General features: G+C 57.2%; 28 protein-coding genes and 1 pseudogene. 19 read left to right on the forward strand and 10 right to left on the reverse strand.

Annotated features, from left to right (window positions below; translation table 11 throughout):
- The first annotated feature begins 205 nt into the window (after window positions 1-205).
- The 3 genes from mrkH to mkrJ all read left to right on the forward strand — a co-directional run bounded on the left by mrkH (window position 206) and on the right by mkrJ (window position 2,360).
- Window positions 206-910: a transcriptional activator MrkH gene (gene mrkH / locus ABLV04_RS12170; RefSeq protein WP_023290926.1), complete on the forward strand. Its 705-nt coding sequence runs from the start codon at window positions 206-208 to the stop codon at window positions 908-910.
- Window positions 911-927: 17 nt separating this feature from the next.
- Entirely contained in the window at window positions 928-1,500 is a 573-nt protein-coding gene (locus ABLV04_RS12175; protein WP_023290927.1) for a LuxR C-terminal-related transcriptional regulator, read from the forward strand.
- A 143-nt stretch (window positions 1,501-1,643) separates the two neighbouring features.
- Entirely contained in the window at window positions 1,644-2,360 is a 717-nt protein-coding gene (gene mkrJ, locus ABLV04_RS12180) for a phosphodiesterase MrkJ (RefSeq protein WP_023290928.1), read from the forward strand.
- Window positions 2,361-2,393: 33 nt separating this feature from the next.
- Here the strand turns inward: mkrJ and mrkF are convergent, their stop codons facing one another.
- The 5 genes from mrkF to mrkA form a co-directional block, all read right to left on the reverse strand.
- The gene (gene mrkF / locus ABLV04_RS12185) at window positions 2,394-3,029 is read right to left on the reverse strand and encodes a type 3 fimbria minor subunit MrkF (RefSeq protein ID WP_023290929.1); all 636 of its coding nucleotides are present in this window, start codon (window positions 3,027-3,029) and stop codon (window positions 2,394-2,396) included.
- A gap of 13 nt (window positions 3,030-3,042) precedes the next feature.
- The gene (mrkD, locus tag ABLV04_RS12190) at window positions 3,043-4,038 is read right to left on the reverse strand and encodes a type 3 fimbria adhesin subunit MrkD (RefSeq protein ID WP_023290930.1); all 996 of its coding nucleotides are present in this window, start codon (window positions 4,036-4,038) and stop codon (window positions 3,043-3,045) included.
- Window positions 4,029-6,515 carry a type 3 fimbria usher protein MrkC gene (gene mrkC / locus ABLV04_RS12195; RefSeq protein WP_023290931.1) on the reverse strand — a complete coding sequence of 829 codons (2,487 nt, stop codon included), beginning with the start codon at window positions 6,513-6,515 and terminating at the stop codon, window positions 4,029-4,031. Before mrkC ends, mrkD begins: the two co-directional genes overlap by 10 nt.
- Before the next feature lie 11 nt (window positions 6,516-6,526).
- On the reverse strand, window positions 6,527-7,228 hold the full coding sequence (gene mrkB / locus ABLV04_RS12200; protein ID WP_023290932.1) for a type 3 fimbria chaperone MrkB: 702 nt from the start codon (window positions 7,226-7,228) through the stop codon (window positions 6,527-6,529).
- 95 nt (window positions 7,229-7,323) lie between these two features.
- Complete coding sequence (gene mrkA / locus ABLV04_RS12205; protein ID WP_000756959.1) at window positions 7,324-7,932, reverse strand: type 3 fimbria major subunit MrkA; 609 nt, start codon at window positions 7,930-7,932, stop codon at window positions 7,324-7,326.
- A 705-nt stretch (window positions 7,933-8,637) separates the two neighbouring features.
- Between mrkA and ABLV04_RS12210 the strand changes: the two genes are divergently transcribed.
- Window positions 8,638-8,847 (forward strand): DUF1471 domain-containing protein, encoded by a 210-nt coding sequence (locus ABLV04_RS12210; protein ID WP_002916131.1) that lies wholly within the window; start codon window positions 8,638-8,640, stop codon window positions 8,845-8,847.
- A gap of 95 nt (window positions 8,848-8,942) precedes the next feature.
- Here the strand turns inward: ABLV04_RS12210 and ABLV04_RS12215 are convergent, their stop codons facing one another.
- Window positions 8,943-9,839 (reverse strand): EamA family transporter, encoded by an 897-nt coding sequence (locus tag ABLV04_RS12215; protein ID WP_023290933.1) that lies wholly within the window; start codon window positions 9,837-9,839, stop codon window positions 8,943-8,945.
- 81 nt (window positions 9,840-9,920) lie between these two features.
- Here ABLV04_RS12215 and ABLV04_RS12220 point away from each other — a divergent pair, with 81 nt between their 5' ends.
- On the forward strand, window positions 9,921-10,427 hold the full coding sequence (locus ABLV04_RS12220; protein ID WP_023290934.1) for a MarR family transcriptional regulator: 507 nt from the start codon (window positions 9,921-9,923) through the stop codon (window positions 10,425-10,427).
- Here the strand turns inward: ABLV04_RS12220 and ABLV04_RS12225 are convergent.
- The gene (locus tag ABLV04_RS12225; protein ID WP_180266119.1) at window positions 10,424-11,380 is read right to left on the reverse strand and encodes a nickel/cobalt transporter; all 957 of its coding nucleotides are present in this window, start codon (window positions 11,378-11,380) and stop codon (window positions 10,424-10,426) included. The two genes, ABLV04_RS12220 and ABLV04_RS12225, sit on opposite strands and share 4 nt — an antisense overlap.
- A gap of 399 nt (window positions 11,381-11,779) precedes the next feature.
- Here ABLV04_RS12225 and ABLV04_RS12230 point away from each other — a divergent pair, with 399 nt between their 5' ends.
- A complete protein-coding gene (locus ABLV04_RS12230) occupies window positions 11,780-12,025 on the forward strand; it encodes a hypothetical protein (protein ID WP_180266120.1) in 246 nt (81 codons plus the stop codon).
- Window positions 12,026-12,373: 348 nt separating this feature from the next.
- On the opposite strand, the gene ABLV04_RS12235 is transcribed toward ABLV04_RS12230, so the two are convergent.
- On the reverse strand, window positions 12,374-12,634 hold the full coding sequence (locus tag ABLV04_RS12235; protein WP_032428979.1) for a hypothetical protein: 261 nt from the start codon (window positions 12,632-12,634) through the stop codon (window positions 12,374-12,376).
- A gap of 168 nt (window positions 12,635-12,802) precedes the next feature.
- Between ABLV04_RS12235 and fimB the strand changes: the two genes are divergently transcribed.
- The 10 genes and pseudogenes from fimB to ABLV04_RS12285 all read left to right on the forward strand — a co-directional run.
- Complete coding sequence (gene fimB, locus ABLV04_RS12240; RefSeq protein WP_023290937.1) at window positions 12,803-13,408, forward strand: type 1 fimbria switch DNA invertase FimB; 606 nt, start codon at window positions 12,803-12,805, stop codon at window positions 13,406-13,408.
- Window positions 13,409-13,861: 453 nt separating this feature from the next.
- Window positions 13,862-14,470 (forward strand): type 1 fimbria switch DNA invertase FimE, encoded by a 609-nt coding sequence (gene fimE / locus ABLV04_RS12245; RefSeq protein WP_032454002.1) that lies wholly within the window; start codon window positions 13,862-13,864, stop codon window positions 14,468-14,470.
- Between the two features lie 479 nt (window positions 14,471-14,949).
- The gene (fimA, locus tag ABLV04_RS12250; RefSeq protein ID WP_004205364.1) at window positions 14,950-15,498 is read left to right on the forward strand and encodes a type 1 fimbrial major subunit FimA; all 549 of its coding nucleotides are present in this window, start codon (window positions 14,950-14,952) and stop codon (window positions 15,496-15,498) included.
- Window positions 15,499-15,569: 71 nt separating this feature from the next.
- Entirely contained in the window at window positions 15,570-16,106 is a 537-nt protein-coding gene (locus ABLV04_RS12255; RefSeq protein ID WP_049013341.1) for a fimbrial protein, read from the forward strand.
- A gap of 79 nt (window positions 16,107-16,185) precedes the next feature.
- The gene (locus tag ABLV04_RS12260) at window positions 16,186-16,860 is read left to right on the forward strand and encodes a fimbria/pilus periplasmic chaperone (RefSeq protein WP_224359464.1); all 675 of its coding nucleotides are present in this window, start codon (window positions 16,186-16,188) and stop codon (window positions 16,858-16,860) included.
- A gap of 81 nt (window positions 16,861-16,941) precedes the next feature.
- Complete coding sequence (locus ABLV04_RS12265) at window positions 16,942-19,554, forward strand: fimbrial biogenesis usher protein (RefSeq protein WP_180266121.1); 2,613 nt, start codon at window positions 16,942-16,944, stop codon at window positions 19,552-19,554.
- A gap of 10 nt (window positions 19,555-19,564) precedes the next feature.
- Window positions 19,565-20,092 carry a fimbrial protein gene (locus ABLV04_RS12270; RefSeq protein WP_023290941.1) on the forward strand — a complete coding sequence of 176 codons (528 nt, stop codon included), beginning with the start codon at window positions 19,565-19,567 and terminating at the stop codon, window positions 20,090-20,092.
- Window positions 20,093-20,119: 27 nt separating this feature from the next.
- A complete protein-coding gene (locus tag ABLV04_RS12275; RefSeq protein WP_072199039.1) occupies window positions 20,120-20,605 on the forward strand; it encodes a fimbrial protein in 486 nt (161 codons plus the stop codon).
- Window positions 20,606-20,622: 17 nt separating this feature from the next.
- Window positions 20,623-21,528 (forward strand): fimbrial protein, encoded by a 906-nt coding sequence (locus ABLV04_RS12280; RefSeq protein WP_180266123.1) that lies wholly within the window; start codon window positions 20,623-20,625, stop codon window positions 21,526-21,528.
- 41 nt (window positions 21,529-21,569) lie between these two features.
- A pseudogene (locus tag ABLV04_RS12285) lies at window positions 21,570-21,719 on the forward strand (fimbrial protein); the annotation flags it as partial.
- 76 nt (window positions 21,720-21,795) lie between these two features.
- Here the strand turns inward: ABLV04_RS12285 and ABLV04_RS12290 are convergent.
- Together ABLV04_RS12290 and yjdI are read right to left on the reverse strand one after the other, a co-directional pair.
- Window positions 21,796-22,068, reverse strand: a complete 273-nt coding sequence (locus ABLV04_RS12290) for a GNAT family N-acetyltransferase (RefSeq protein WP_002916201.1) — start codon at window positions 22,066-22,068, stop codon at window positions 21,796-21,798.
- Window positions 22,069-22,079: 11 nt separating this feature from the next.
- Window positions 22,080-22,310 (reverse strand): 4Fe-4S mono-cluster protein YjdI, encoded by a 231-nt coding sequence (gene yjdI / locus ABLV04_RS12295; RefSeq protein WP_004205354.1) that lies wholly within the window; start codon window positions 22,308-22,310, stop codon window positions 22,080-22,082.
- Window positions 22,311-22,534: 224 nt separating this feature from the next.
- Here yjdI and ABLV04_RS12300 point away from each other — a divergent pair, with 224 nt between their 5' ends.
- The 3 genes from ABLV04_RS12300 to ABLV04_RS12310 form a co-directional block, all read left to right on the forward strand.
- Window positions 22,535-22,807 carry a YtcA family lipoprotein gene (locus tag ABLV04_RS12300; protein WP_032454006.1) on the forward strand — a complete coding sequence of 91 codons (273 nt, stop codon included), beginning with the start codon at window positions 22,535-22,537 and terminating at the stop codon, window positions 22,805-22,807.
- Window positions 22,808-22,813: 6 nt separating this feature from the next.
- Window positions 22,814-23,839 (forward strand): multidrug transporter subunit MdtN, encoded by a 1,026-nt coding sequence (gene mdtN / locus ABLV04_RS12305; RefSeq protein WP_023290946.1) that lies wholly within the window; start codon window positions 22,814-22,816, stop codon window positions 23,837-23,839.
- A 12-nt stretch (window positions 23,840-23,851) separates the two neighbouring features.
- A partial coding sequence (locus tag ABLV04_RS12310; protein ID WP_348815777.1) for an FUSC family protein occupies window positions 23,852-24,435 on the forward strand: 584 nt, incomplete at its 3' end.

The raw sequence follows: 24,435 nt of genomic DNA on the forward strand, positions 1-24,435 counted from the left end.
TGTCGTTTTTGTCATGACCAAAATTTGAAACTCTTGATTACAGGAAACACAATATCGAATTCCAAGTTTATACATATCAATCTGGCTGCAAAGATAGTCAATAACATCAAACGCTCATAAAAACATCTGATTAACCCAATCAGAATGTTGCTATTGCTATAAGAAAAATCAAACGCCTCACGACAACTATTTACAAGGGAAGCCTATGACAGAGGGAACGATAAAGACCAGTAAGTATGAAATTATTGCTATTTTCAGAGAGGAGTTGCGCAAACGTACTGAAATTGAAATATTTTTTAACAACACCAGTATCATAACCCAACTGACGCGCGTGGACTTTGCCGAGTTCCATATTCAGACCCATCGCAAAATCCCACCGGGTCATAAAATTCGTTTTCTACTGCATAGCGATTCAGGGAAAATAGAGTTTAATGCAGCCCTGACAAAACATGACAATAGCGGTGTCGATAAAGGTATCCGCTACGCCTTTTCCTTGCCTGAATGCCTGCAGGTCGTGCAGCGTCGCCGCGATCCCCGCTTTCGTTTACGCCACGAGCATGACTTTTATTGCCGCGGGCGCCATAAAAATGGCGAAAACTATCTTTTCGACATCAAAGACATTTCGGACGGCGGTTGCGCGCTGATGACCAAAACGCCAAACCTGAAATTTCTCAGTCATAACGCATTGCTGAAAAATGCCGTACTGATGCTGGCGGAATATGGCGAGATCACCATCGACCTGGTGGTAAAAAATGTCATTATTATCACCCTCGACAATCCCAATGAAGAGAGCGAAAGCTACTATCAGATATCCTGCCAGTTTAAGTTCCGTCATCTCGACGACCAGCGCAGAATAGAGAAGATTCTGCTGGACCTGATCTTAGAAGCCAAGCGCAAAAAGAGAATCTGATACCCTTGGAAAGTATATTGCTGTACACCAATGATAATCTCATTGGTCACTCAATCTATCACTACCTTATTGATAGTCATGAAAATGCCACCCGTTTTGGCTATGACGATGTTATCCAGAGAAAACATCTGCCTGTGGCCCAAACGGTTATTTTCAATTTAATTAATAAGGATATTTCTGCCATCAGAATCCTTGATCTGCTGAATGCGCTCCGCCTTTCCCTGCAGCGCTGCCAGCAGCCGGTGCTGATGGTAAAAAGCGACATTGCCGGGCTATGCCGAGAGTTGATAACTGTCGATAATGCCATGATTATTAGCGAAAACTCACCGCTATCTATGTTTACTTCCATTATCCAGCGCGCGAAGGGCGCCAGCGAACCGCCGCCGCGACGATTGCGCAAACAGCTGTCGCCGCGGGAGTGCCAGATCCTCGAACTGCTGATTGCCAACAATAATAATAAGCGTATTGCCGCCCTGCTCGGCATTGCCCATAAAACGGTCCACAGCCATCGTATCCATATCATGCAAAAGCTGGGCATTGATAATTCCCGCACGATGAACCAGCGTATTGCCGCCCTTCATCAATGTTAAATTTTACAGCGGTCAATCAATAGCGGATAAAGCGTACTTATTCGCTGTTGATTTACATTTCCTGCCATTCCCATTAACCATCAGGTAGCCTATAATTAGACTATCCTCTGCTTATTGTCTGACTAACCTCGTGAAGAGGGATAATGAACACTAAAATATTCGAAGACAACATTTTATCTCGTAATGATATCGCTGTACGCTACGTCTTTCAGAAAATGTTTTCCCCACAAGGTACCTTAGTCGCAGTTGAATGCTTAAGCCGCTTCGATAATCTTCCCGTTTCGCCAGAATATTTTTTCCGCCATGCCACCGCGGCGGTTCGTGAACGTATTTTTCTCGAGCAACTGGCGTTGATTGAACAGCATAAAGCATGGTTTTTACGTAACCATATTTCCGCCACCATTAACGTCGATGACCATATCCTGAATCTGCTACGCCAGAAGGAAATAAAAGAGAAAATTGCCGCCCTGACCTGCGTTCATTTTGAAGTGACCGAAAACGCCGAAAAGCTTTTGAATAATTCCCTCGCCGCCTGGCAAAGCCCGCAGGATACCTCGCTGTGGCTCGACGACTTCGGCTCTGGCTACGCGGGGATAAACGCCATCAGCGGTTATCATTTTGACTATGTCAAAATTGATAAAGATTTTTTCTGGCATCTGATGCGCAAAGAGTCCGGCCGTCAGCTGATGGATGCGCTGGTCACCTTTTTATCCCGCAATCATCACAACGTGATTATTGAAGGCGTGGAAAGCGAAGCCCATAAAAAATGGCTGCAGGGTATGGAATGGTTTGCTATTCAGGGGCATTACTGGCAGGAAGTCAGCATTGAACAGCTGGTTGCCGACGATATTGTCATATAAAAAAGCCGGGCTTGCCCGGCTTTTTCGTCTCGCTTAATTATAAACTAATTCCCACGTTGCCCAGCTGGTAATTGGCCCGCTGGTGGCGCTTTTCGGCGTCGGCGAAACGTAGCCCACATAATAGGTGAACAGGCCGCCGCTGACCGCGCTTTCCTGCAAATGCACCTGATTTTGCTGCGGGTCCGCAGGGACAATTTTATTACTCTTATCCAGCGTATTATTATCATTGGTCGACAGCGCCAGATAAATATTCTGCGCTCCGTCTGGCAAGGTATTGGCCAGATAGCCCGCGTTCTCATTGCCGACCGCCGTCAGTAAAAAACCGTCGACCCAGCGAACGCTGACCCGCCGCACCTCGTCCTGCGAGGCGGCGCCGCCGTCATGACGCAGCTGGCAGTTTGACAGCGCCAGGGTAAAAGGCTGCGGCTTCATAAACGCGCCGGCCCCGCGATCGTGCACTTCCGCCAGGCTGACCGGCGCCAGCCAGACGTTGCCGCTGCCGGCATGCTGGCCGCCATTGAGCGCGACGCTGCAGGAAATATCCGTCACCCGCCCGGCAAAATCGACCCGTCCGCGATCATAATTGGTCTCGAAACCCCACGCCGAGGGGGCAGCGAGGCTGCCGCAGAGCAGCAGCCACGCGATAGTATGTTTCGGCAATCCCTTCATTCCCCCTCCCGTATTAATCGTACGTCAGGTTAAAGATCATATGCGACTCCACCTCGCCGGTGCTGGTCGTCGGGCCATACTGATAAAAGCGCGCGTGCAGCGGGATGGTGATGTAGCGAGTCTCCTGATTATTCAAGCGGCCAACGGTATATTTCTTATTAAACTGCAGCGGGGATCCATCCTTCAGCACCTGGATGCCGACGCCTTTCGCCATCCCGCTGCCGGCCTTTTCATTCAGCAAGGCGCCCATGGTGGCGGTGGTACTGGTCGCCAGGGTGCCGGAAAAAGAGGTGCTGATGTTGGCATATCCCGTTTCACTCAGGCCGCCGCTGCACTGCAGATCGATATTAAAATCCTTCCCGCCCGCGGTGGTGCCCACCCCTTTCAGGTCAGTGCGTCTGATGGCGCCCACATCAACATTCATATTTTTCCCGCTCAGTACCGAACAGGAGGGCGAGACCACGGTGATCGCATTGGCGCTCAGATAGGTTTCGAGGATCGGGTTGCCGCCGCTCTCCCAGTCATAGGAGGTGTATTTTCCCGCCGCGAGGGTGCCGCTGCCGGTGGTTGCCGCGGTTTTGATAATCTCCAGCGTAAAACGTGACCCTTCAAGGGAATAGTTGGTGGTGTTATACACTCGGGACGAATAGACGTCAGGATAGACGATATTCACCGTCGCGCCGCCGCGGCTGAAACGCATACCAATCCCCGGCACGTTGGTGGAATAAATTTTATTCCCAAGATCGGTGGCCCCTGGCGAGACGATCTTCGCCGCGAAGCGGTTGGTGCCGGAGGTACAGCGATAGCTCGCCCCGCCCGGGGCGCTCATCGTCCAGTCGCGGGTGAGGATCACCGAGCCCACCGGCAGATCCGGGGGCACCACCACCCTGCCCACCACCATGTCCAGCATCACCGTTGGCGAAGAGAGACGCGTACAGACGGCCCAGGACGAGGTGGTGCCCAGCGCCATTAAGACGATAAAAAGCGTCAGTAATTTCCTCAGCGACATACGCTATCCTTTGTTGTTTGCTGTCCCAGATCCACCGAACACTGCCCGCCGCTCCACTTCACAATCGCGCGTTTGGCGTTCGCATCGCTGATGAACATCATGCTGCCCTGACCGACGACGCCGATCTCCTTGCCGTCGGGGGAGAAAATACTCGCCGCGAACGGCAGCGGCTCATGGTTCGCCTGGCGCGCCTGCAGGGTGAGGTTGTTCTGCACCGTGGTGCCGAACGCCACCTTAACCACGCTGCCTTCCCACGGCACAACCTGCGCCACAGTGCGATCGAAGGCCACGTCGTCATGGCTGCCTTTCGGGTCGATCTCGACGGCGTTGATCCGGTACGGGCGCAGATACGGCAGGATGGCGTAACCGTTGCTGTCCACGCGGGTGCCCGGCGATCCCGGGAGCATGGCGCCGGCCGCGTCTTTGGCTTCAATCAGCGCCATCGTCGAGCCGCTTTCCGGCGAGAGCACCACGCCGCCGCTGTGGGCGATCATCGTCCCGCTGGCGCCAATGCCGCTCTGACGATACCCTTCGCCCTGGCTATAGCTGCCGTTGAGGGTGGTCCATGGCGTACGGTAGCTGCCGTTGAGCGCCACATCGTGCTGACCGCCGGTGGCGGTGGTGGTCGACACGCCGTAGTTAAGGTTGTTTTCACTGTCCAGCGAGCCGTTGATACCAATCTGCGAGCTGGCAAAGCGCGAGTTGTTGAACGAGGTGTTCGACGTCAGGTTGGCGGTGCGGTTATCGCCAAACCACAGCGGGTAGCTGAAGTTGAGTGAAATGCGATCGTCGCGGCGATGGCCGGAGCTGTCCGGGGTATAGACGCGCTGGGCGCTCGCCGACCAGGAGAGACGACCAAACGAATTGTTGTAGCTGACCTGATACTGCTTCTCGGTCCCGGAGCGGTTCCAGTAATCGGAAATACGACCGCTGAGATAAAACCCGCCCCAGCCGTCCGGCAGGTTCTGGTTCACCGTGAAGGTCATGCCGTTTTTTTGCCGCCACAGCGTATAGTTGCTGCGGCTGTTTTTTTCCTGATCGACGGCGTACAGCGCATCGTTGAGGTTGTAATAACCTTTCGTCGAGTAGCGATATGCCGCCAGCACGATGCTGGTCTGGGTATCGGTGAACATGCGGTTAAAGGTGGCGCGATAGCTCTGCCCCGAGTCATCATGGGTATCGCTCTTCAGCCGCGAATGGGTGACGTCAAAAGAGAGCGCGCCGATCCCGGTGTTCATCCCGGTGCCCACCAGGAAGGCCTGATAGTCGTCAAAGCCGGTGACCCCGGTGTAGCCGGTCAGCAGATTATTGATCCCGTGCTGCCAGGTCGCCTGATAGAGCATCGGCTTGTTGCGTAGCCCGCTGTCGTCCACTTTACCGGCGGAGAGCGCGTAGCGGGTCATGCCCGGACGCAGCAGCTGAGCAACGGAGGCGTAAGGCACGCTGAACACTTCCACCGAGCCATCCGCCTCTTTTACCGAGACTTCAAGATCGCTGCCATAGCCGGATGGATAGACATCCTGCAGGGTAAACGGCCCCGGCGGAACCGTGGTCTGATAGATAATGTTGCTGCCCTGACGCACGGTGACGAGGGCGTTGCTCTGCGCCACGCCGCGAATTTCCGGGGCATAGGAGCGCATGCCGTCCGGGAACATATTGTCATCAGTGGCGAGGTTGACCCCACGCAGACCGATGGTATCGAAAAATTCGCCATTGGTAAAAATCTGCCCCCCGCTGACGATGGAGTTGATCTGCGGGATCGGCCGCTGGAGATAGGTCTGGTTGCTGTTCCAGTGCGCTTTACCCTGCTGCTGCTGCCAGTTCAGGTTACCGATATGCTTCAGCAGCCAGCCGTCCCACGACAGACCGGCGTTGACGCCAAGGTAGGCGCTGCTGTTATCCGACCCGCCGACCGAAGAGGTGTGGCTGTTCCAGGCGTTGGCCATCCAGCCAAGATTAAGCGCGGTAATGCCTTTGTCCCAGAACTCCGGGCTGACATAGTTTTTCAGGCGTTGATCTTCATAGATCTGCGGCACTGAAATGTTCAACCGCAGGGAGGACTGGACCAGGTTGTCTTTGACGTTGTCTTCGTTGCGCCAGGATTTGAGGCTACCGCAATAGCCTTCCTGTTCGCTCAGCTGCGGATTGAGCTTTTCCGCCGCGATGCCGTACTGGGTCAGCATCGCTTTGGTGTAGCAGACCCCAAGGTTACCGTCTTTGTCGCGCGCGATGCGCAGATCGTAGCGCCCTTTCCATTCGTCGTTGGTGTAGACGTCAAGGGAGTAAGTGCCTTCGGTAATCGCGCTGGTCGAGAAGCGGGACAGGTCGACCTTTTCGCGACTGCCGACAATAAAGCCGTCGTTAAATTGATATACCGTTCCCGGGTTTTCCTGTCCGCTGGAAAATGGCGGAAAGCAGCACAGCGCGATGGCGATCGCGGTGCTTAATCTTCCCGGGCAGAATGACCTCTGCTTCATTAGCTTTTCCCTTATTTAACGGCCACTTTCACTGCGACATCGGCGCCATAGTCATTAATGTTGTTAACGGTCAGGGTTTCGCCGCGGTTGACGGCGGAGGAGAGCGCCACCGTCTGGCTGGACTGCGGCGCCAGCATCACGGTTTTGCTGTTCAGGGCTTTACCGCCGTCGCGGGAAATACGGCTGACGGTAATGTAGAACGGCGTCGGGTTGTTGATGGCGAGACTGCTGCCGCTGGCGGTCAGGGTCAGCTTCTCGGCCGCCGCATCGCGGTTGCCCAGCCCGGCAGGACGATAAATAAATTTAAAGCGGGAACGGATCGCCAGCTGCAGCACGTTCTGGCCTTCATTTTTCTGATCAGCCACCACCGGCGGAATTTCCAGCAGATTCAGCCACCACAGCGACTCTTTATCTTTCGCCAGACCGGCGCTGCTGCCGAGCTTAATACGCAGCGTCTGGCCGCTCTTGGCGTCAACGCGCGAAATCGGCGGGGTGATAATAAACGGGGTGGTAATGGTATCCGGTGTGGCATCGGCATCGCCGTTATCCAGCCAGGCCTGCGCCAGCGCCGGACGGTCGGCGTTATTTGAAAGCTGTACCGTTATTTCTTTTTCATTTCCTGGATAAATAAAGCGGGTACCGTTAACAATAATATTGTTGGCATGGGCCGCAAAACTAAAAATGAAACAGAAAAAAAGGGCAATACGCTTCATGCTGACCTCAGAATAAAAATACAAGCGGCGGACATTGCCGCTTTATTATTGTTATTAACTGCCCCATCGCGGGGCAGTTTTATTTTCTGACGGAATTACTGGTAAGTAATTTCGTAAGTCGCGTAGCTGTTTACCACACCGGTGGTCACAGTGGTCGGCGCGCTGGTGGCGTAGCCTACGTAGTAGGTGAAACGCGCGCCATCGGCTACAGCGGAAGCATCGCCTTTCGCTTTCGGCTGAGTGCTGTCACCCGGGATGATTTTGTTGGTCAGCGCGGTAGCGTTGTCAGTAGACAGCACCAGCTGGATGTTCTGAGCACCGGAAGCTTCGGTGTTCGCCAGGTAGCCCTGTTGTTTGCTGGTTGCGCCAGCCAGCAGGTTACCGCCGGTCCAGTTTACGCCCAGTTTGCTTACGTCATCCTGTTTGGTGCCGTCAGCCGCCTGGCAGTTAGAGACGTCAATGGTGAAAGATTTCGGTTTCAGGTAAGTATCCGCTGCTGCCGCTTTAACTTCAGTCAGGGTTACCGGAGACAGGTAAACGTTCGCATCGCTGCCCTGGCCGTTAACAGAAACAGTACAGGATACATCGGTAACTTTACCGAAGAAATTAACCTGGCCGCCGCCAACATTGGTATCAGCTGCATGGGCAGCAGTCATGCCAAAAAACGCGGTTGCCATTGCTGCAGAGAGAAGAACCTTTTTCATTGCCATTTCCTTGTCAGAGTGAATTACGAATCAATGAGCACACTGTGAATTCGCATAGAACCAGAAACATCAGGCGATGCTGATTTATGCCACTGCTAATAGAATCTTCGACTGACCGGGAGCCGCAATATTTAAGGCGTCAGGTAACGAACCAAAAAATATAAGTTCGCTGGTGCTATCGGCGTCAAAGAATGCTATTTATTCGCCGACAAATATACATTTGTTCACGTTTCATTAAGTTATATAACATATACCTAATGGCTATTAATAAATAATTATTGATAGGTGAAAACGGGGTGGTGGTTGTTTACAGCACGGAAAGCCTGACGCCAGGGCGCGAGAGAAAGGGCCGCCTCAGCATGCCGAAATGGCCGCCAGAGGGCTATTGCGAATCGTCCGAATCCGCCATGACGGCGGTTAAAAATTGCCCAAACAATTCACACAATGAATGACAACCGCGTAAATGAGGCGCATTCCACACTCTGAGCACAGGCAGTCCGCGTGATATCCCCTGCAGAAATCAATCACTAATACGTTGTTTTTAAATCAAAAAATAGAGAAAGGTTCATTTCCCCATTATCAAACCGCCATAAAAATGTGATCTAAATCGCACTTTTTGCCACGCGCGTTATAGTTAGCAGACTTATTATAAGTCCATCGAAAGCAAACACGCTTTCCACCATAAAAGTTAAAAGGACAAACACCATGAAAAACGTAAAATTACTCGCCGCTGCCGGTATGCTCTCCCTGGTCTCTTTCGCTAGCTTCGCTCATCCGGTGAGCGTAACAGCAGATACCCTGGACAGCGCAGAAGCGAAAATCGCGACCATTGCGAAAGAACAAGGCGCTTCCTACCACATCACCGAAGCGTACACCGGCAACCAGGTCCATATGACCGCCGAGCTCTCTAAATAAGCGAATGGTTGCAGAGGGAGCTGCCGGACAGGCCGCCTGCGGGCGGCTGGTCTGGCTCCCGCCGCCTACCCCGCACACAGCAATGTCGAGCCCCGTTATGGGGCTTTTTTCGTTTTTGCCCCCGCCGCCTGGCGCGCCAGCGCGCGCTGAATAGACAATACGCTCGCCAGCACCACGATCAGCCCGACCAGCGCCATCCCCTGGATCGTTTGTCCAAGGAAAATCCACCCCAGCACTACGGCGGTCACCGGGCTCAGCAGGCTCATTGCCGACACCGCTACCGGCGAGAGGCGGCCAATCCCCCGGAACCACAGGCCATAGGCCAGCATGGCGCCCGCCACGCACAGCCACAGATAGCCGGCCGCCTGCAGCGCAGTCACCTGATGCAAAGGGGGGTCAACGATCAGCGCCACTGGCGCCAGCACCACCCCGCCGATCGCCAGCTGCCAGCCGGTTAACGCGACGATCGGCAGGGAGAGCGCCCAGCGGCGGGAGAGCCAGGTGCCCAGCGCCATACTGATCGCCCCGAGAAACGCCGCGCCGATGCCCAGCGGGTCGAGGACGGTGCGCGGCGACAGCAGCAGCATGGCCATACCGAGTATGCCGGCAAGGGCTGAGAATACCGCCAGCCAGGGCGAGCGCTGCCGGTCTACGCACCAGGCGAGAAGCATCACCAGCAGCGGCTGGATCGCGCCAATCACTGCCGCCAGGCCGCCGGGTAAGCGATAGGCGGCGATAAACAACAGCGCCTGAAACGCGCCAATATTTAAGATGCCGGTAACGATAAGCTTTAGCCATTCGCCGCGCTGCGGAAAGCGGCGGCTCCAGATCAGCAGGGCGATACCTGCCGGCAACACCCTCAGCAGTGCGGCAATAAACGGCCGGTCAGGGGGAAGAAACTGGGAGGTGACGATGTAGGTCGTCCCCCAGATAGCGGGCGCCAGCGCCGTGAGCAGCAGGTCGAGCATCAGACTACGCGAGAGAAAAGCCATGATTTTATCTTCACTTCAAGTTAAATTGGTGCCTCAAGTATGTACCCGCAATTATCTTGATATCAAGACAAGTGAGCACTCATGGACAAATCACCGCCGATCGACGCCGTTGATCGGATTCTCGCCCAGTGGCAACGGGAGCGACCGGACCTCGACTGCAGCCCAATGGGACCGATTGGCCGTCTGAAACGGTGCGCCATGCTGCTGGAGCCGCAGGTGGAAGTGGCCTTTACGCGCCACGAACTGGTGCGCTGGGAGTTTGACATGCTGGCGACGCTGCGCCGCGCCGGGGCGCCGTTCATTCTTTCGCCGACCCAGCTCTTCTCCACGCTGATGATCACCTCCGGCACCATGACTCATCGCCTGAAGGCGCTGGAAAAACGCGGGTTTATTACCCGCCTGCCCAATCCGGAAGACGCCCGCAGTATGCTGGTCGCCCTGACGCCCGCCGGACGTGAGCGCATCGATGAGGCGGTGGAGACCCATGTCGATAATGAACGGCAGCTGCTGGCGGGGCTCAGCGATGGCGAGCGCCAGCAGTTGGATCAGGCGCTGCGGATATTGATGCGCCTGCTGGAAAGCCGTTAACAGCCCGCAGCGATAAAGTCGCCGTTAGCGCTGATCGGCACCACGGTGAAAAACAACCCGGCGGCAAAGAGGATCAGCGCCAGCCCGCCGAGGATCTTCACCAGAGGCACCAGCCAGGGCCGCGGACGGCTGGTCGCCGTCAGCCGGTTGACGGTACGGTGACGGGCATAGTGCACCGCCAGCGATAGACCGAGGATCGAGAGCGCGGTGCCCAGCGCCATGGTCATCACCGCGGCGATGCCCCAGCTGACGATCCCCAGCGCGTTGGCGAACAGCAGGATCATAATCGCTCCGCTGCAGGGCCGGGCGCCGATAGCCAGCACCACGCCCAGACGTGTCTTCCAGTCGGCGCCCTGCAGGTCCTGCCCCACGCCGTGGTGCCCGCAGCCGCACGCGGCATCATGCTGATGCGCCGGCCTCCGGGCGCGTATCCTTGTTTTACCCGGCCGCAGGCTTTGCAGCGCGCGACAGATAACGTAAACCCCAAAGGCGGCGATGGTCAGGGCGCTGATCTTCTCGACGTACCAGCGGCTGGCGCTGAGATCGCCGGCGGCCAGATTCAGCCCCACCGCGAGAATATAGACAAACAGGATGGCGCTCACGCCCTGCAGCAGGCTGCCGAGAAAAGGCACCACCCGCGCCGCGGTCAGGCTCTCCTGGTTGGTGCTCAGGTAAGTGGTGACGATAAACTTACCGTGGCCCGGTCCGATAGCATGCAGCACGCCGTAAAGAAATGCGCCCACCAGCAGCCAGACGCCGCCGCTGTACTGATGGTTGTTCAGCAGCAAAAGGTACATCACCAGATAGCGATGCAGGGTAATTTGCGTGGCGAGGCACCACTGGAGAAAGTCGCTCCAGTGGCTGTGCAAGGTGACGCCGGCGGCCAGCAGAAGAAGGCCGCCGCTCCCGGCGACCAGCAGGCGCCAGTCGCGCTGCGCAATCGGAATCATCATCGTTATGCCATGGTGAAAAGAGATGAACCACCGGACGACAATCTCATGCCCGGCGAACAATAGTGCCTGTTTTCAAGGATGGATGATTTATCGGCGTTTTTCTCGTCAATGCTCGAGGTCACAAGGCTCCGCATTATCAGCATCAGCGGGCTCCTGTACCTACCCTCTGCCCTATCTTTGCACAAAGCACTTTACTCTCTTCAGCATACCACAGACGTTTGTTTTTAATGCTGGCACCCTGAATAACATATAAGAGCAGTCGTTACACCCCTAAAAACAGATAAAAATAAATCAGTTATCGCTATCCTGGCACTTTATGTACTTTATCATCCTGCGCATCAGGCACGAATATTCATTAACTGCTATTTATTTAATACATGCATTAACAGGACCACTCCGATGAAAAGATGCTTACTCGCCCTGGCGTGCGTCGCGCTGCTGACGCCCTCGCTTTCGGCGCAGGCGACCTGGCGCAGCGACCAGCGCCAGGACGCCCGCGATATCCGCCAGGATAGCCGCGAGCAGGGCCGTGAAACCAGGCAAGAGTGCGTCAGCAACAACAATCAAAGCAACGCCAGCTGCCGTCACGATAAGCGGGAAAACCGCCGCGAAGGTCGTCAGGAAGCCCGCGACGAAAAATGGTAAGTCAGCCTGCTCCGGCGAATGTCAGATCGAGGTCTTCTGCCACCGGAGCCTTTCACTCCGCCTGTGACGCCGGACCGTCGCGTCCAGCCCTGCCTGCTCTTTATTCTTAGTTTGCTGCAGAATATTACCCGCAACCGGTCCGCAGTCCATGGCTACTAATACCCACAGCCTGATATCACCGCTACCGCCGATTACCGCCCGCTGCTACCCCTGCACTATTAAGATTAAGCTCAACCCTTTAAATAAGACGTAAAGTGCCCTTACAGAGACAATGGCTATTATCCCCAGGCTTTTTGCAGTATGGTTTAATCACTGTTGTAGTTTTGCAGTGAATGCTATCCAGACGGTTCAAGGTTGTATTCTGTCTGAGAAATTACTCATGCCATTCCCGTCGCTGAGATACGGGCGGCCGGCTGGCTGACGCCGTGCCGCCCCGACAGCCGGGAAATAAATCATGACGGCATTGATGGCCGCCTTGCCGTGGCCGGAAGCCAGTGCCTTCATCATCACGTGGGCATCATCAAGAGGATCAGGGATGTACAGGACGTGGAAACCTCCAGGAAAGATTCGCCAGTTCAACCAGCTAACCCTTTCTTTACCCTTCAGCATGCGGCGTCTTATCGCAGGGGATGGCGATAGCCCATGATACTGCGTGCACCCGTAGCAAATAAAAACGTTATCAGCACGCTGTTTAAAAATAAAAAGGCAGTCGCATTCAACAATGACCTGACGCAGGCCTGGAAAGCGTAATATTTGCCTGCCATAAAAGGGAACACCATGACGAATAACGCCGATATTAAAAAAAGGAACTTCCTGACTCAGAATGAAATCGAGTCGCTACTAAAAGCCGCCGATAGCGGTCCCTACGCCGCACGTAATTATTGCCTGACGCTGCTGTGCTTCATCCATGGTCTGCGCGCCAGCGAGATCTGTCGCCTGCGAATATCCGATATCGACCTTGCTTCCCGCTGCGTTTATATCCATCGGCTAAAAAAGGGGTTCTCGACCACCCACCCTTTGCTGAATAAAGAGATCCACGCCCTAAAGCGCTGGCTGGCCATTCGCAACACCTGGCCGCAGGCCGCCAGCGAGTGGCTGTTTCTCTCCCGCAAAGGCAATCCCCTTTCCCGCCAGCAGTTCTATCAGATTATCGCCTCTTCTGGCGACCAGGCGGGATTGCCGCTGGAGATCCACCCGCACATGCTGCGTCACTCGTGTGGCTTTGCGTTGGCCAATATGGGTATCGATACCCGCCTGATCCAGGACTATCTCGGACACCGCAATATTCGCCATACCGTCTGGTATACCGCCAGCAACGCGGGACGCTTCTATGGTATCTGGGACAATACGCGCGACAAACAGCGCCTGTCGCTGCTTCAGTAAGCCTGACGCCACGGATGGCGTTGTACCGCGTTGCGGGGAAATTAAATATCAATAAATTAACCCTCGGTTAATTATGATTACTGTTCCCGCAAGTTCTTATTTAATCCTGCGGTCACATCGTTCAATTAACCCTGCATAAATTCAGGTTTTGCCGTGACTATTTATTGTTGGCTAAAAATCCATCCCGCTATTTTTAAAATCTATCGCCTGAAAAAAACCTTTTATTTTATGCACATGCTATGAAACCCGAGCAGATCTATTGTGGCCTTGCTTAAAATCTCTAAAATTAAGAATTATCGCCAGGCGATATTTTGACTGGCTGTAAATATAATATGCTATCTATGCGTGGTTAATCGCCTTCACCTTGTACCGTTCTCGCATTCCGGATCTTTTCCGTCATGGCGTATGGTTTCGCCATGATGCCCCCTCACATCTTTTTCAGGAGCAACTATTGTGAACCGACGTCGTTTTCTTACCGCCAAAGAAGTTCAGGCTATGATGCAGGCCGCGCGTCAGGGCGCCACCGGCGAGCGGGACTACTGCCTCATCCTGCTCGCCTTTCGCCACGGGATGCGCATCAGCGAACTGCTGGATCTGCACTATCACGATCTGGATCTACGGGAAGGCCGGGTCAATGTGCGGCGGTTGAAGAACGGTTTTTCGACTATTCACCCGCTGCGCTTTGATGAACGTGAGGCTATTGAGCGCTGGAGTCAGGTCCGCGCCGGCTGGAAAGCGGCGGCCAAAACCGACGCGCTGTTTATCTCCCGTCGCGGTACCCCGCTCTCACGCCAGCAGGCATATCGTATTATTCGCGCCGCCGGGGAAAAGGCAGGTACCGTAACGCAGACCCACCCCCATATGCTGCGTCACGCCTGCGGCTACGAACTGGCGGAAAGAGGGACAGATACCCGTTTGATCCAGGATTATCTCGGTCATCGTAATATTCGACACACGGTGCGCTACACCGCCAGCAATGCGGCGCGTTTTGCCGGAATATGGGAAAGAAATAATCTTATTGGAGAAAACAATGCGGAAGCGGGAATTGATACAACCGATTGAATTTAATTAAAAAAATAAACCGTGAACAGGTCAATTGGGGCCAAACTGTTTATATCATAAAAATGTTTTGACATATTTTGCAACTCACCACGCCATATTTCTGCAAAAAAATTCATAATCATCTGATTTTAAATCATTTTTAAAACATCAATTACGCACTTTTCTCACCCTGACCTCCCGGGGCATCGACGCGCCTTCGCCAGCGGCATCGCTCTTCCTTTCGCACTCCGCCAACAACCACAGATGAAATATCCATATAAACAACATTTCTCAGAACTTAACACCATAAAATAAGCGTAATTAAACGGAAATCAGATCGTTTATCTCAACGAGTCAAAATGGCCCCAATTGTCTCATCGGTTGGGCGAAAACTGTGCAGAGCCGGCAGCCGGACCACTCGGCTGAAATCTGAAATGCCTGGAAGGCACAACGGCTGCCAATCCGGTTCGTTATTTCGACATCGTTCAAAGGAAAACAGTATGAAAATCAAAACACTGGCAATGATTGTTGTGTCAGCCCTGTCTCTGAGCTCCGCGGCGGCCCTGGCCGATACCACCACGGTTAACGGCGGGACCGTCCATTTTAAAGGGGAAGTCGTTAACGCGGCCTGTGCGGTAGATGCCGGCTCTATCGATCAAACCGTCCAGTTGGGCCAGGTGCGTTCCGCGAAGCTGGCCACGGCGGGGAGCACCAGTTCGTCCGTCGGTTTCAACATTCAGCTGGATGATTGCGACACCACGGTAGCAACCAAAGCGTCCGTCGCCTTCGCCGGTACGGCTATCGACAGCAGCAATACCACCGTTCTGGCGCTGCAAAACTCTGCCGCCGGCAGCGCGACCAACGTCGGCGTACAGATCCTCGACAACACCGGCACGCCGCTGGCGCTGGACGGCGCCACCTTCAGCGCAGCCACCACCCTGAATGACGGCACCAACATCATTCCGTTCCAGGCGCGTTACTACGCCACTGGTGCCGCGACCGCCGGTATCGCGAACGCGGACGCCACCTTCAAAGTGCAGTACGAGTAAGGCAACCATCAGGCAAGGAAGCCATCCGGGCCAGGAGGGCCCGCGCTTAATTTTGCAACCGGGGTGAAACGATGCAGGGAATGAAATCGGGTCTGCTACTGCTGCTGCCTCCGCTGGCGCTGGCCGGTAATCAGTGGAACGTCACGCTGCCGGGAGGGAGCATGCGCTTTCAGGGCCTGATCATGGCCAGTTCCTGCCGCGTTGAAGCCGGCGATCGGCAGATGACGGTCCATCTGGGACAGATCAGCAGTAACCGGTTTCACGACGTGGGCGAAGACAGCAACCCGATCCCTTTCGCGATTCATTTACAGGATTGCAGTACGGCGGTCAGCCAGCATGTCGGGGTGGCATTTCACGGCGTGGCTGACGGCAAAAACCCCGATGTGCTGTCGGTGGGCGAAGGCCCGGGGATCGCCAGCGGGATCGGCATTGCGCTGTTCGACAGTCAGGGCCAGCAGCTGCCCCTCAATCGTCCGCCGGATCGCTGGGTGCCGCTCTACCGCGGACCGACGACGCTAAATTTCGTCGCCAAATATCGGGCGACCGGACGCCAGGTCACCGGCGGGGCGGCCAACGCCCAGGCCTGGTTCTCATTAACCTACCAGTAATCAACCCGCAGACCAGCAGGACAACACCGTGAGCAGACAAGGAGATAATGTGAGAAAAACGGCAACGACGATACGCGGCATACTGACGGGATGTGCGCTTTTCGCCGCCAGCGCGTTGAGCGCCAGCGCGCACGCGGGCGTCGCGCTGGGCGCGACCCGGGTCATCTACCCGGCGGGTCAGAAACAGGTCCAGCTGGCGGTCACCAATAACGACGACAACAGCACCTGGCTTATTCAGTCATGGGTGGAAAATGCCGATGGGCAGCGAGACGGCCGGTTTGTTATCACTCCCCCGCTGTTTGCCATGCAGGGCAAAAAAGAGAACACCCTGCGCATTATCGACGCGACCAATAACCAGCTGCCGCAGGATCGGGAAAGCCTGTTCTGGATGAACGTGAAGGCCATTCCTTCAATGGATAAATCGAAGCTCAGCGACAATACCCTCCAGCTGGCGATTATCAGCCGCATCAAGCTCTACTACCGACCGGCAAAACTGGCCCTGCCCCCGGATCAGGCGCCGGACAAGCTGACCTTTAGCCGCAACGGATCGTCGCTAACGCTGACTAATCCCACCCCCTATTACCTGACGGTGACCGAACTGAACGCCGGAACGCGCATTCTGGAAAACGCCCTGGTGCCGCCGATGGGCAAAACCAGCGTCAAGCTGCCCGCGGATGCCGGCAGCACCATCACCTATCGCACCATTAACGATTACGGCGCGCTGACGCCGAAAATGAATGGCGTACTGCGTTAACTCTGGTGTGCCCCGCCGCGCGGGCCACGCTGCGCATGACCAGAAGCACTGACTGCCGGGCAACGTCGGACCGGAGGGATTATGTCACATCGAAAATATGGACTGGACCATGGTGGTCGCCCAAGCGCCCGGCGCCTGATTACGCCGGCGCTGACGCTGTGGCTCTGCTCGCAGCCGTTTGCCGCACAGGCGGACCTCTATTTTAACCCCCGCTTTTTAGCTGACGATCCGGCGGCGGTGGCAGACCTGTCGGGATTTGAAAAAGGCCAGGAGGTCCCGCCGGGCACCTATCGCGTCGATATTTACCTCAATAACGGCTATATGACTACCCGGGACGTTACTTTCCAGGCCGACGCGCAGGGCCATGGCCTGTCGCCCTGCCTGACCCGCGGCCAGCTGGCGAGCATGGGGGTGGATACCGGACGGGTGACGGGCATGGCGGCCCTGGACAGTAAGGCCTGCGTGCCGCTAACGACGCTCATCAGCGAAGCCACCACCCGCTTCGATGTCGGCCAGCAGCGCCTGTATCTCACCGTACCCCAGGCGTTTATGGGCAGCCACGCCCGCGGCTATATTCCGCCGGAGCTATGGGATAACGGCATCACCGCCGGGCTGATTAACTATAACTTCACCGGCAATAACGTTCATAACGCCACCGGGGGGAACAGCCGTTATGCCTATCTGAATCTGCAGAGCGGGCTGAACCTCGGCGCCTGGCGCCTGCGCGATAACAGCACCTGGAGTTACAGCAGCGGCGGCAGCGCCTCATCCAATGAGAACCGCTGGCAGCACGTCAACAGCTGGCTTGAGCGGGACATCATTCCCCTGCGGTCGCGGCTTACCCTCGGGGATAGCTACACCAACGGCGATGTCTTCGACGGGATCAACTTCCGCGGCGCGCAGCTGGCCTCCGATGACAATATGCTGCCGGACAGCCAGAAAGGCTTCGCGCCGGTGATCCACGGGATCGCCCGCGGCACCGCGCAGGTGTCAGTCAAACAAAACGGCTACGAAATCTACCAGAGCACGGTGCCGCCGGGGCCGTTTACCATCGACGATCTCTACGCCGCGGGCAACGGCGGCGATCTGCAGGTCACCATTAAAGAAGCGGATGGCACCCGCCAGGTCTTCAGCGTGCCCTGGTCAACGGTGCCGGTGCTGCAGCGCGAAGGCCATACCCGCTTCGCCCTCTCCGCCGGGGAGTACCGCAGCGGCAACAGCCAGCAGGAAACGCCCGATTTTTTCCAGAGCACGGCCATGCATGGCCTGCCGGCCGGCTGGACCCTGTACGGCGGCGCCCAGCTGGCGGACCGCTATCGCGCCTTTAACCTCGGGGTAGGGAAAAACATGGGCTATTTCGGCGCCTTGTCGCTGGATATCACCCAGGCCAACGCCACCCTGCCTGACGACAGCGAGCATCAGGGACAGTTGGTGCGTTTTCTCTATAACAAGTCACTGGATGAGACCGGCACCAACCTGCAGCTGGTGGGCTACCGCTACTCCACCCGCGGCTACTATAACTTTGCCGATACCACCTACCGCCGGATGAGCGGCTACAGCGTGGAAACTCAGGACGGGGTTATCCAGGTGAAACCCAAATTTACCGACTACTACAATCTGGCTTACAGCAAACGCGGCAAGGTGCAGCTGAGCGTGACCCAACAGCTGGGGCGCACCGCCACCCTCTATCTGAGCGGCAGCCACCAGACTTACTGGGGCACCGACGATGCCGATGAGCAACTGCAGGCCGGCCTCAACGCCGCCGTAGACGATATCAACTGGTCGCTAAGCTACAGCCTGACGAAAAACGCCTGGCAGCAGGGACGCGATCAGATGCTGGCGGTTAACGTCAATATCCCCTTCAGCCACTGGCTGCGTTCCGATAGCCGTTCGGTCTGGCGGCACGCCAGCGCCAGCTACAGCCTGTCGCACGATCTCAATGGCCGCATGACCAATCTGGCGGGCCTGTACGGCACCCTGCTGGAAGACAACAACCTCAGCTATAGCGTGCAAACCGGCTATGCCGGCGGCGGCAACGGCGACAGCGGGAGTACCGGCTATACCGCACTCAACTACCGCGGCGGCTACGGCAACGCCAACGTCGGCTACAGCCGCAGCGATGGCTTTAAACAGCTTTACTACGGGGTCAGCGGCGGCGTGCTGGCGCACGCCAACGGCATCACCTTGAGCCAGCCGCTGAACGATACCGTGGTGCTGGTGAAAGCCCCCGGCGCCGGCGGCGTGAAGGTGGAAAACCAGACCGGGGTTCGCACCGACTGGCGCGGATATGCCGTCCTGCCGTATGCCACCGAGTATCGCGAAAACCGGGTCGCGCTGGACACCAACACCCTGGCGGACAATGTCGACCTTGACGATGCGGTGGTCAGCGTGGTGCCTACCCATGGGGCGATCGTCCGCGCCAGCTTTAACGCCCAGGTGGGGATGAAGATCCTGATGACGCTGACCCATCGCGGCAAACCGGTGCCGTTTGGCGCCCTCGCCACCAGCGATAGCAACCAGAGCGGCAGCATCGTCGCGGATAACGGTCAGGTCTACCTCAGCGGGATGCCGCTGGCGGGTAAGGTGCGGGTGAAATGGGGCGATGGCCCCGACGCCCAGTGCGTGGCCGATTATCGTCTGCCGCCGGAGAGCCGGCAGCAAGCGCTCAGCCAGCTGTACATCGCGTGTCGCTAAGGAGATGATGATGAGAACACCTCAGTATCTGCTGGGCGCCCTGCTCACGCTGGCCGCGCCGCTGGCCTTCGCTGCCGACAGCACGATCGCCATCAGCGGCTATGTGCGCGACAACGCCTGCGCGGTGGCCGGAGAGTCGAAGGAGTTCACCGTCGATTTACAGGACAACGCCGCGAAGCAGTTTTACGCCGTCGGGGCGACGACCCCGCCGGTGCCGTTCCGTATCGTGCTGTCGCCCTGCGGCACTTCCGTCACCGCGGTGAAGGTCGGCTTCACCGGCGTGGCGGACAGCGTCAATACCAGCCTGTTAAAACTCGACGCCGGCGCCTCGGCGGCGGCGGGAATGGGGGTGGAGATTCTCGACCAGCAGCAGTCCCGGCTGCCCGTCAATGCCCCGTCGTCAGCCATCGCCTGGACCACGCTGACGCCGGGCCAGACCAATATCCTGAACTTTTACGCCCGTCTGATGGCCACCCAGGTGCCCGTCACCGCCGGGCATGTCAATGCGACAGCGACATTCACCCTGGAATTTCAGTAAGCGGAGGCTGCAATGAAATGGACCCACGTGGGCTGGCTGCTGGCCGGCCTGTTAACCGCGAGCCCTTCCCTGCGGGCGGCCGATGTCACCCTCACCGTCAACGGGAAGGTGGTGGCCAGACCCTGCACGGTCTCCACCGTCAATGCCACCGTCGAGCTGGGCGATCTTTACACCTTCAGCCTGATCGGCGCGGGCTCGGCATCGGCCTGGCACAGCGTGGCGCTGGATCTCAGCAACTGCCCCGTCGGTACCTCACGGGTGAAGGCCACCTTCAGCGGGACCGCGGACAGCACCGGCTATTACAAAAACCAGGGGACGGCAGGCAATATTCAGCTCGAACTGCAGAGCGAGGACGGCGCCACGCTGAACAACGGCAGCAGCCAGTCGGTACAGGTGGATGAGGCCAGCCAGTCCGCCCGCTTCCCGCTGCAGGTCAGGGCCCTGTCGGTCAACGGCGGCGCCACGCAAGGCACCATTCAGGCGGTGATTAACGTCACCTATACCTACGCCTGAGCCAGGAGAGCATCATGATGAAAAAAATTATTCCCCTGTTCACCACCCTGCTGCTGCTGGGCTGGTCGATAAACGCCTGGTCCTTCGCCTGCAAAACGGCCACCGGCGCGACGATCCCCATCGGCGGCGGCTCAGCCAATGTCTACGTTAACCTGACCCCGGCGGTCAACGTCGGGCAAAACCTGGTGGTCGACCTCTCCACGCAGATTTTTTGCCATAACGACTATCCGGAAACGATCACTGACTACGTGACCCTGCAGCGCGGATCCGCCTATGGCGGCGTGCTGTCGAGTTTCTCTGGCACCGTGAAATATAACGGCACCTCTTACCCCTTCCCGACCACCACGGAAACGGCACGGGTGATTTACGATTCACGAACCGATAAGCCCTGGCCCGCCGTCCTGTATCTGACGCCGGTCAGCACCGCCGGCGGGGTGGCGATCGCCGCAGGATCGTTAATCGCGGTGCTGATCCTGCATCAGACCAACAACTACAATAGCGACTCCTTCCAGTTCATCTGGAACATCTACGCCAATAACGACGTGGTGGTCCCCACCGGCGGCTGCGATGTCTCTGCCCGCGATGTCACCGTCACCCTACCCGACTACCCGGGCTCCATGGCCGTGCCGCTCACCGTGCACTGCGCGCAGAGCCAGCAGCTGGGGTATTACCTCTCCGGCGCCACCGCGGACAGCGCCCACGCGATCTTCACGAACACCGCCTCCGCCTCGCCGGCGCAGGGGATAGGCGTCCAGCTTACCCGCAACGGCAGCGCCGTGCCGGCGAACAGCACGGTCTCGCTGGGCACCGTCGGAACCTCGCCGGTCAATCTCGGCCTGACGGCGACCTACGCCCGGACCACAGGCCAGGTCCCCGCCGGTAATGTGCAGTCGATCATCGGCATTACCTTTGTCTATCAATGATGACCGATGACATCCTCTCTTCCTGTTCGCTGGCCGCCCGGGGGTTGAACCAGCGGATGCTGAACGCGGCGAAGCGGCTGGCGGGGGTAAAAAAGCGGGTGGAATATCACCCGCATATGGTCCCTCGCTTTCCGCACAGGCAGCCGCCTCGTTCATCAGCAAACTCACGGTCGGCGTTTGAACAGGCATGGGGGAAGCGAAGAGTGACTAATGGCGCGGATGCGCTGGCGAGAGAAAAGCGCACCGGTTTACACCGGTGCCGGTACGTCAGGCGCGAATATCGTCGTATTCGCGGGTGTTATCGAATTCATGTTTGGCAAACGGGCAGAGTGGAATAATCTTCCGCTGCTCCTGGCGCATTTTTTCCACCACCTTCGCCACCAGCTGTTTCCCCACGCCCTGGCCTTTCAGGCTGGGATCGACATCGGTATGTTCGATAATGCTGAGGTGTTCGCCGGTGGGAACAAAAACAATCTCCGCGACCTGGTTACCCTGCGCGTCGTTAACATAAAATTTGTTGTGCCCTTCCAGTATTTCCATCTTCTCCTCGCTTATTTATGACGATATTGCAGGGCGCCGCTCGGGCAGGTATCGATCACCTTCACCACCGTCGCGACATCCACTTCATCCGGGATGATCCACGGCTTACGCTTGAGATTGAACAGCTTCGCGCTGCCGCGCACGCAGTTCCCGGAATGCTGACAGATCGCCGTATTAAAGTAGACGTCGATTTTCTCCCCGGTGTAGGCCCGGTAGCCGGCTTCCAGTAATTCCTTATCCATGACATTGCCTCGGTCTTGTTTTATGACTTTCAGGCTAAGCATAGTCCTCCCCGTGACGGCTGACTATGCGCAAGTCGGTAATGGGCGTCAGGAGAGGGATTTGGCGCATCCTCCCGCTCTTCCGGCGCGCACGGATCCCGCAGTCAACGAACGGTTGACTTTCATTCCCGCAACGAGGCGATTACACTCATGACACACTGGTAAGAGCACTCAGGGATGTTCCATTGAATCATATTGCCACCATAGCCCGCCCGGCGCGGCTACTGCTCGTCTTGCCGCTCACCGGCTGCTCACTCTCACCAGCGATCCCGGTATTGGGCGCCGCGTTCCCCGGCTGGTTTTTCTGCTTGTTGGGCGGCGCGTTTTTACTCATCCCCTGCCATATCCTGATTACCCGTAACGGCTGGCAGCCGCGCTTTTCTCCCCTGGTCTTCAGCTATGTCGCGCTGATGTTCCTGTTCGCCACGCTGCTGTGGTTTCTGTTTTTTGTTCACTGATCGCTTATGACTACTTCCCGCACTCCCCTGTTACGCAAGAAATGGCCTCTGCTGGCGCTGGTCCTCGCCGCCATCCTGGCGCTGATCCTGGTTATCTGGCAGTTGCAAACGTCGCCGGAGACCAATGACGCCTATGTCTATGCCGATACCATCGATGTGGTGCCCGAGGTCAGCGGACGCATCGTGGAGATGCCCATCCGCGATAACCAGCGGGTGAAAAAAGGCGATCTGCTGTTCCGCATCGACCCCCGTCCCTATCAGGCGATGCTCGATGACGCGAAAGCCCGGCTGACGACCCTCGACGCGCAGATTATGCTGACCCAGCGCACCATCAAAGCGCAGGAGTATAACGCCCAGTCGGTAGCGGCCGCCGTCGAGCGCGCCAGAGCGCTGGTCAAGCAGACCACCTCCACGCGCATCCGCCTTGAACCGCTGGTGCCGCAGGGGTTTGCCTCGCAGGAAGATCTCGATCAGGCGCGCACCGCCGAGAAAGCGGCCCGGGCGGAGCTGGAAGCCACGCTGCTGCAGGCCAGACAGGCCTCGGCGGCCGTGACCGGCGTGGATGCCATGGTGGCGCAACGCGCCGGGATCCTGGCGCAAATCGCCCTCGCCGAACTGCATCTGGAATTTACCGAAGTGCGCGCGCCGTTCAACGGCGTGGTAGTGGCGCTGAAAACCACCGTCGGCCAGTACGCCTCGGCGCTGAAGCCGGTCTTCACCCTGCTGGATGACGACCGCTGGTATGTGATCGCGAACTTCCGCGAGACCGATCTGAACAACGTGCGCCCTGGCGTGGCGGCGCGGATCACCGTGATGACCAACCACAACCGGACCTTTAACGGGGTGGTCGATTCGGTCGGCTCCGGGGTCCTGCCCGAAGGCGGGAGCGTCATCGAAGGCCTGCCGCTGATCCAGAAAAGCATTAACTGGGTCCACGTCTCGCAGCGCTTCCCGGTGAAAATCGCCGTCAGCGATCCCGATCCGGCTCTGTTCCGCATGGGCGCCTCGGCCAGCGCCGTGCTGCAGCCGTAGCCGGGCGACGCGATGTTTCCTCTCGCCCATTTTTTACGCCAGGAACTGCGCGACGCGCCGGGACGCGCCAGCTACACGCTGCGCCTGACGCTGAGCTGTGCGGTGCTCATCACCCTGTTCATGACCCTGCAGATCCCCTTCCTGGCCGTCGCGCTGATCGTCGTGTTCTACGTCAGCCAGCCTAACGTGTTGATGATTAAGTTAGTCAGCGTGGTCTTTTTTGTCACCGTCAGCGTGGCGCTCGGCGGCGTGCTGCTGATCATCAAGTGGACCTATGACTACCCGCTGATCCGCCTGGCGGCCTCCGTGGCGCTCTTTTTCTGCGCCATCTATCTGATGCGGGTGCTGGGCAAGCTGGGACTGGCCTTTTTCGTGGTGGCGCTGGCGGTGATTTACGCCCAAACCTTCCCGTCGATGACCAGCCAGAGCGAGATCCTGGTGCGGCTGCTGCTCTGGCTGTGGGTGGCGATTAACACCGCGATCCTTGTCACCCTGCTGGTCAACGCCTGTTTTCAGCAGGCCTTTCCCGGCAACCAGTTTAAGGCGCGTCTGGCGGAGATGCTGCAGTCGGTCGCCCGCCCGCGGGCGACCCCCCG

The sequence above is a fragment of the Klebsiella sp. JN_Kp127 genome (assembly GCF_040062505.1).
Classification (GTDB): domain Bacteria; phylum Pseudomonadota; class Gammaproteobacteria; order Enterobacterales; family Enterobacteriaceae; genus Klebsiella; species Klebsiella quasipneumoniae.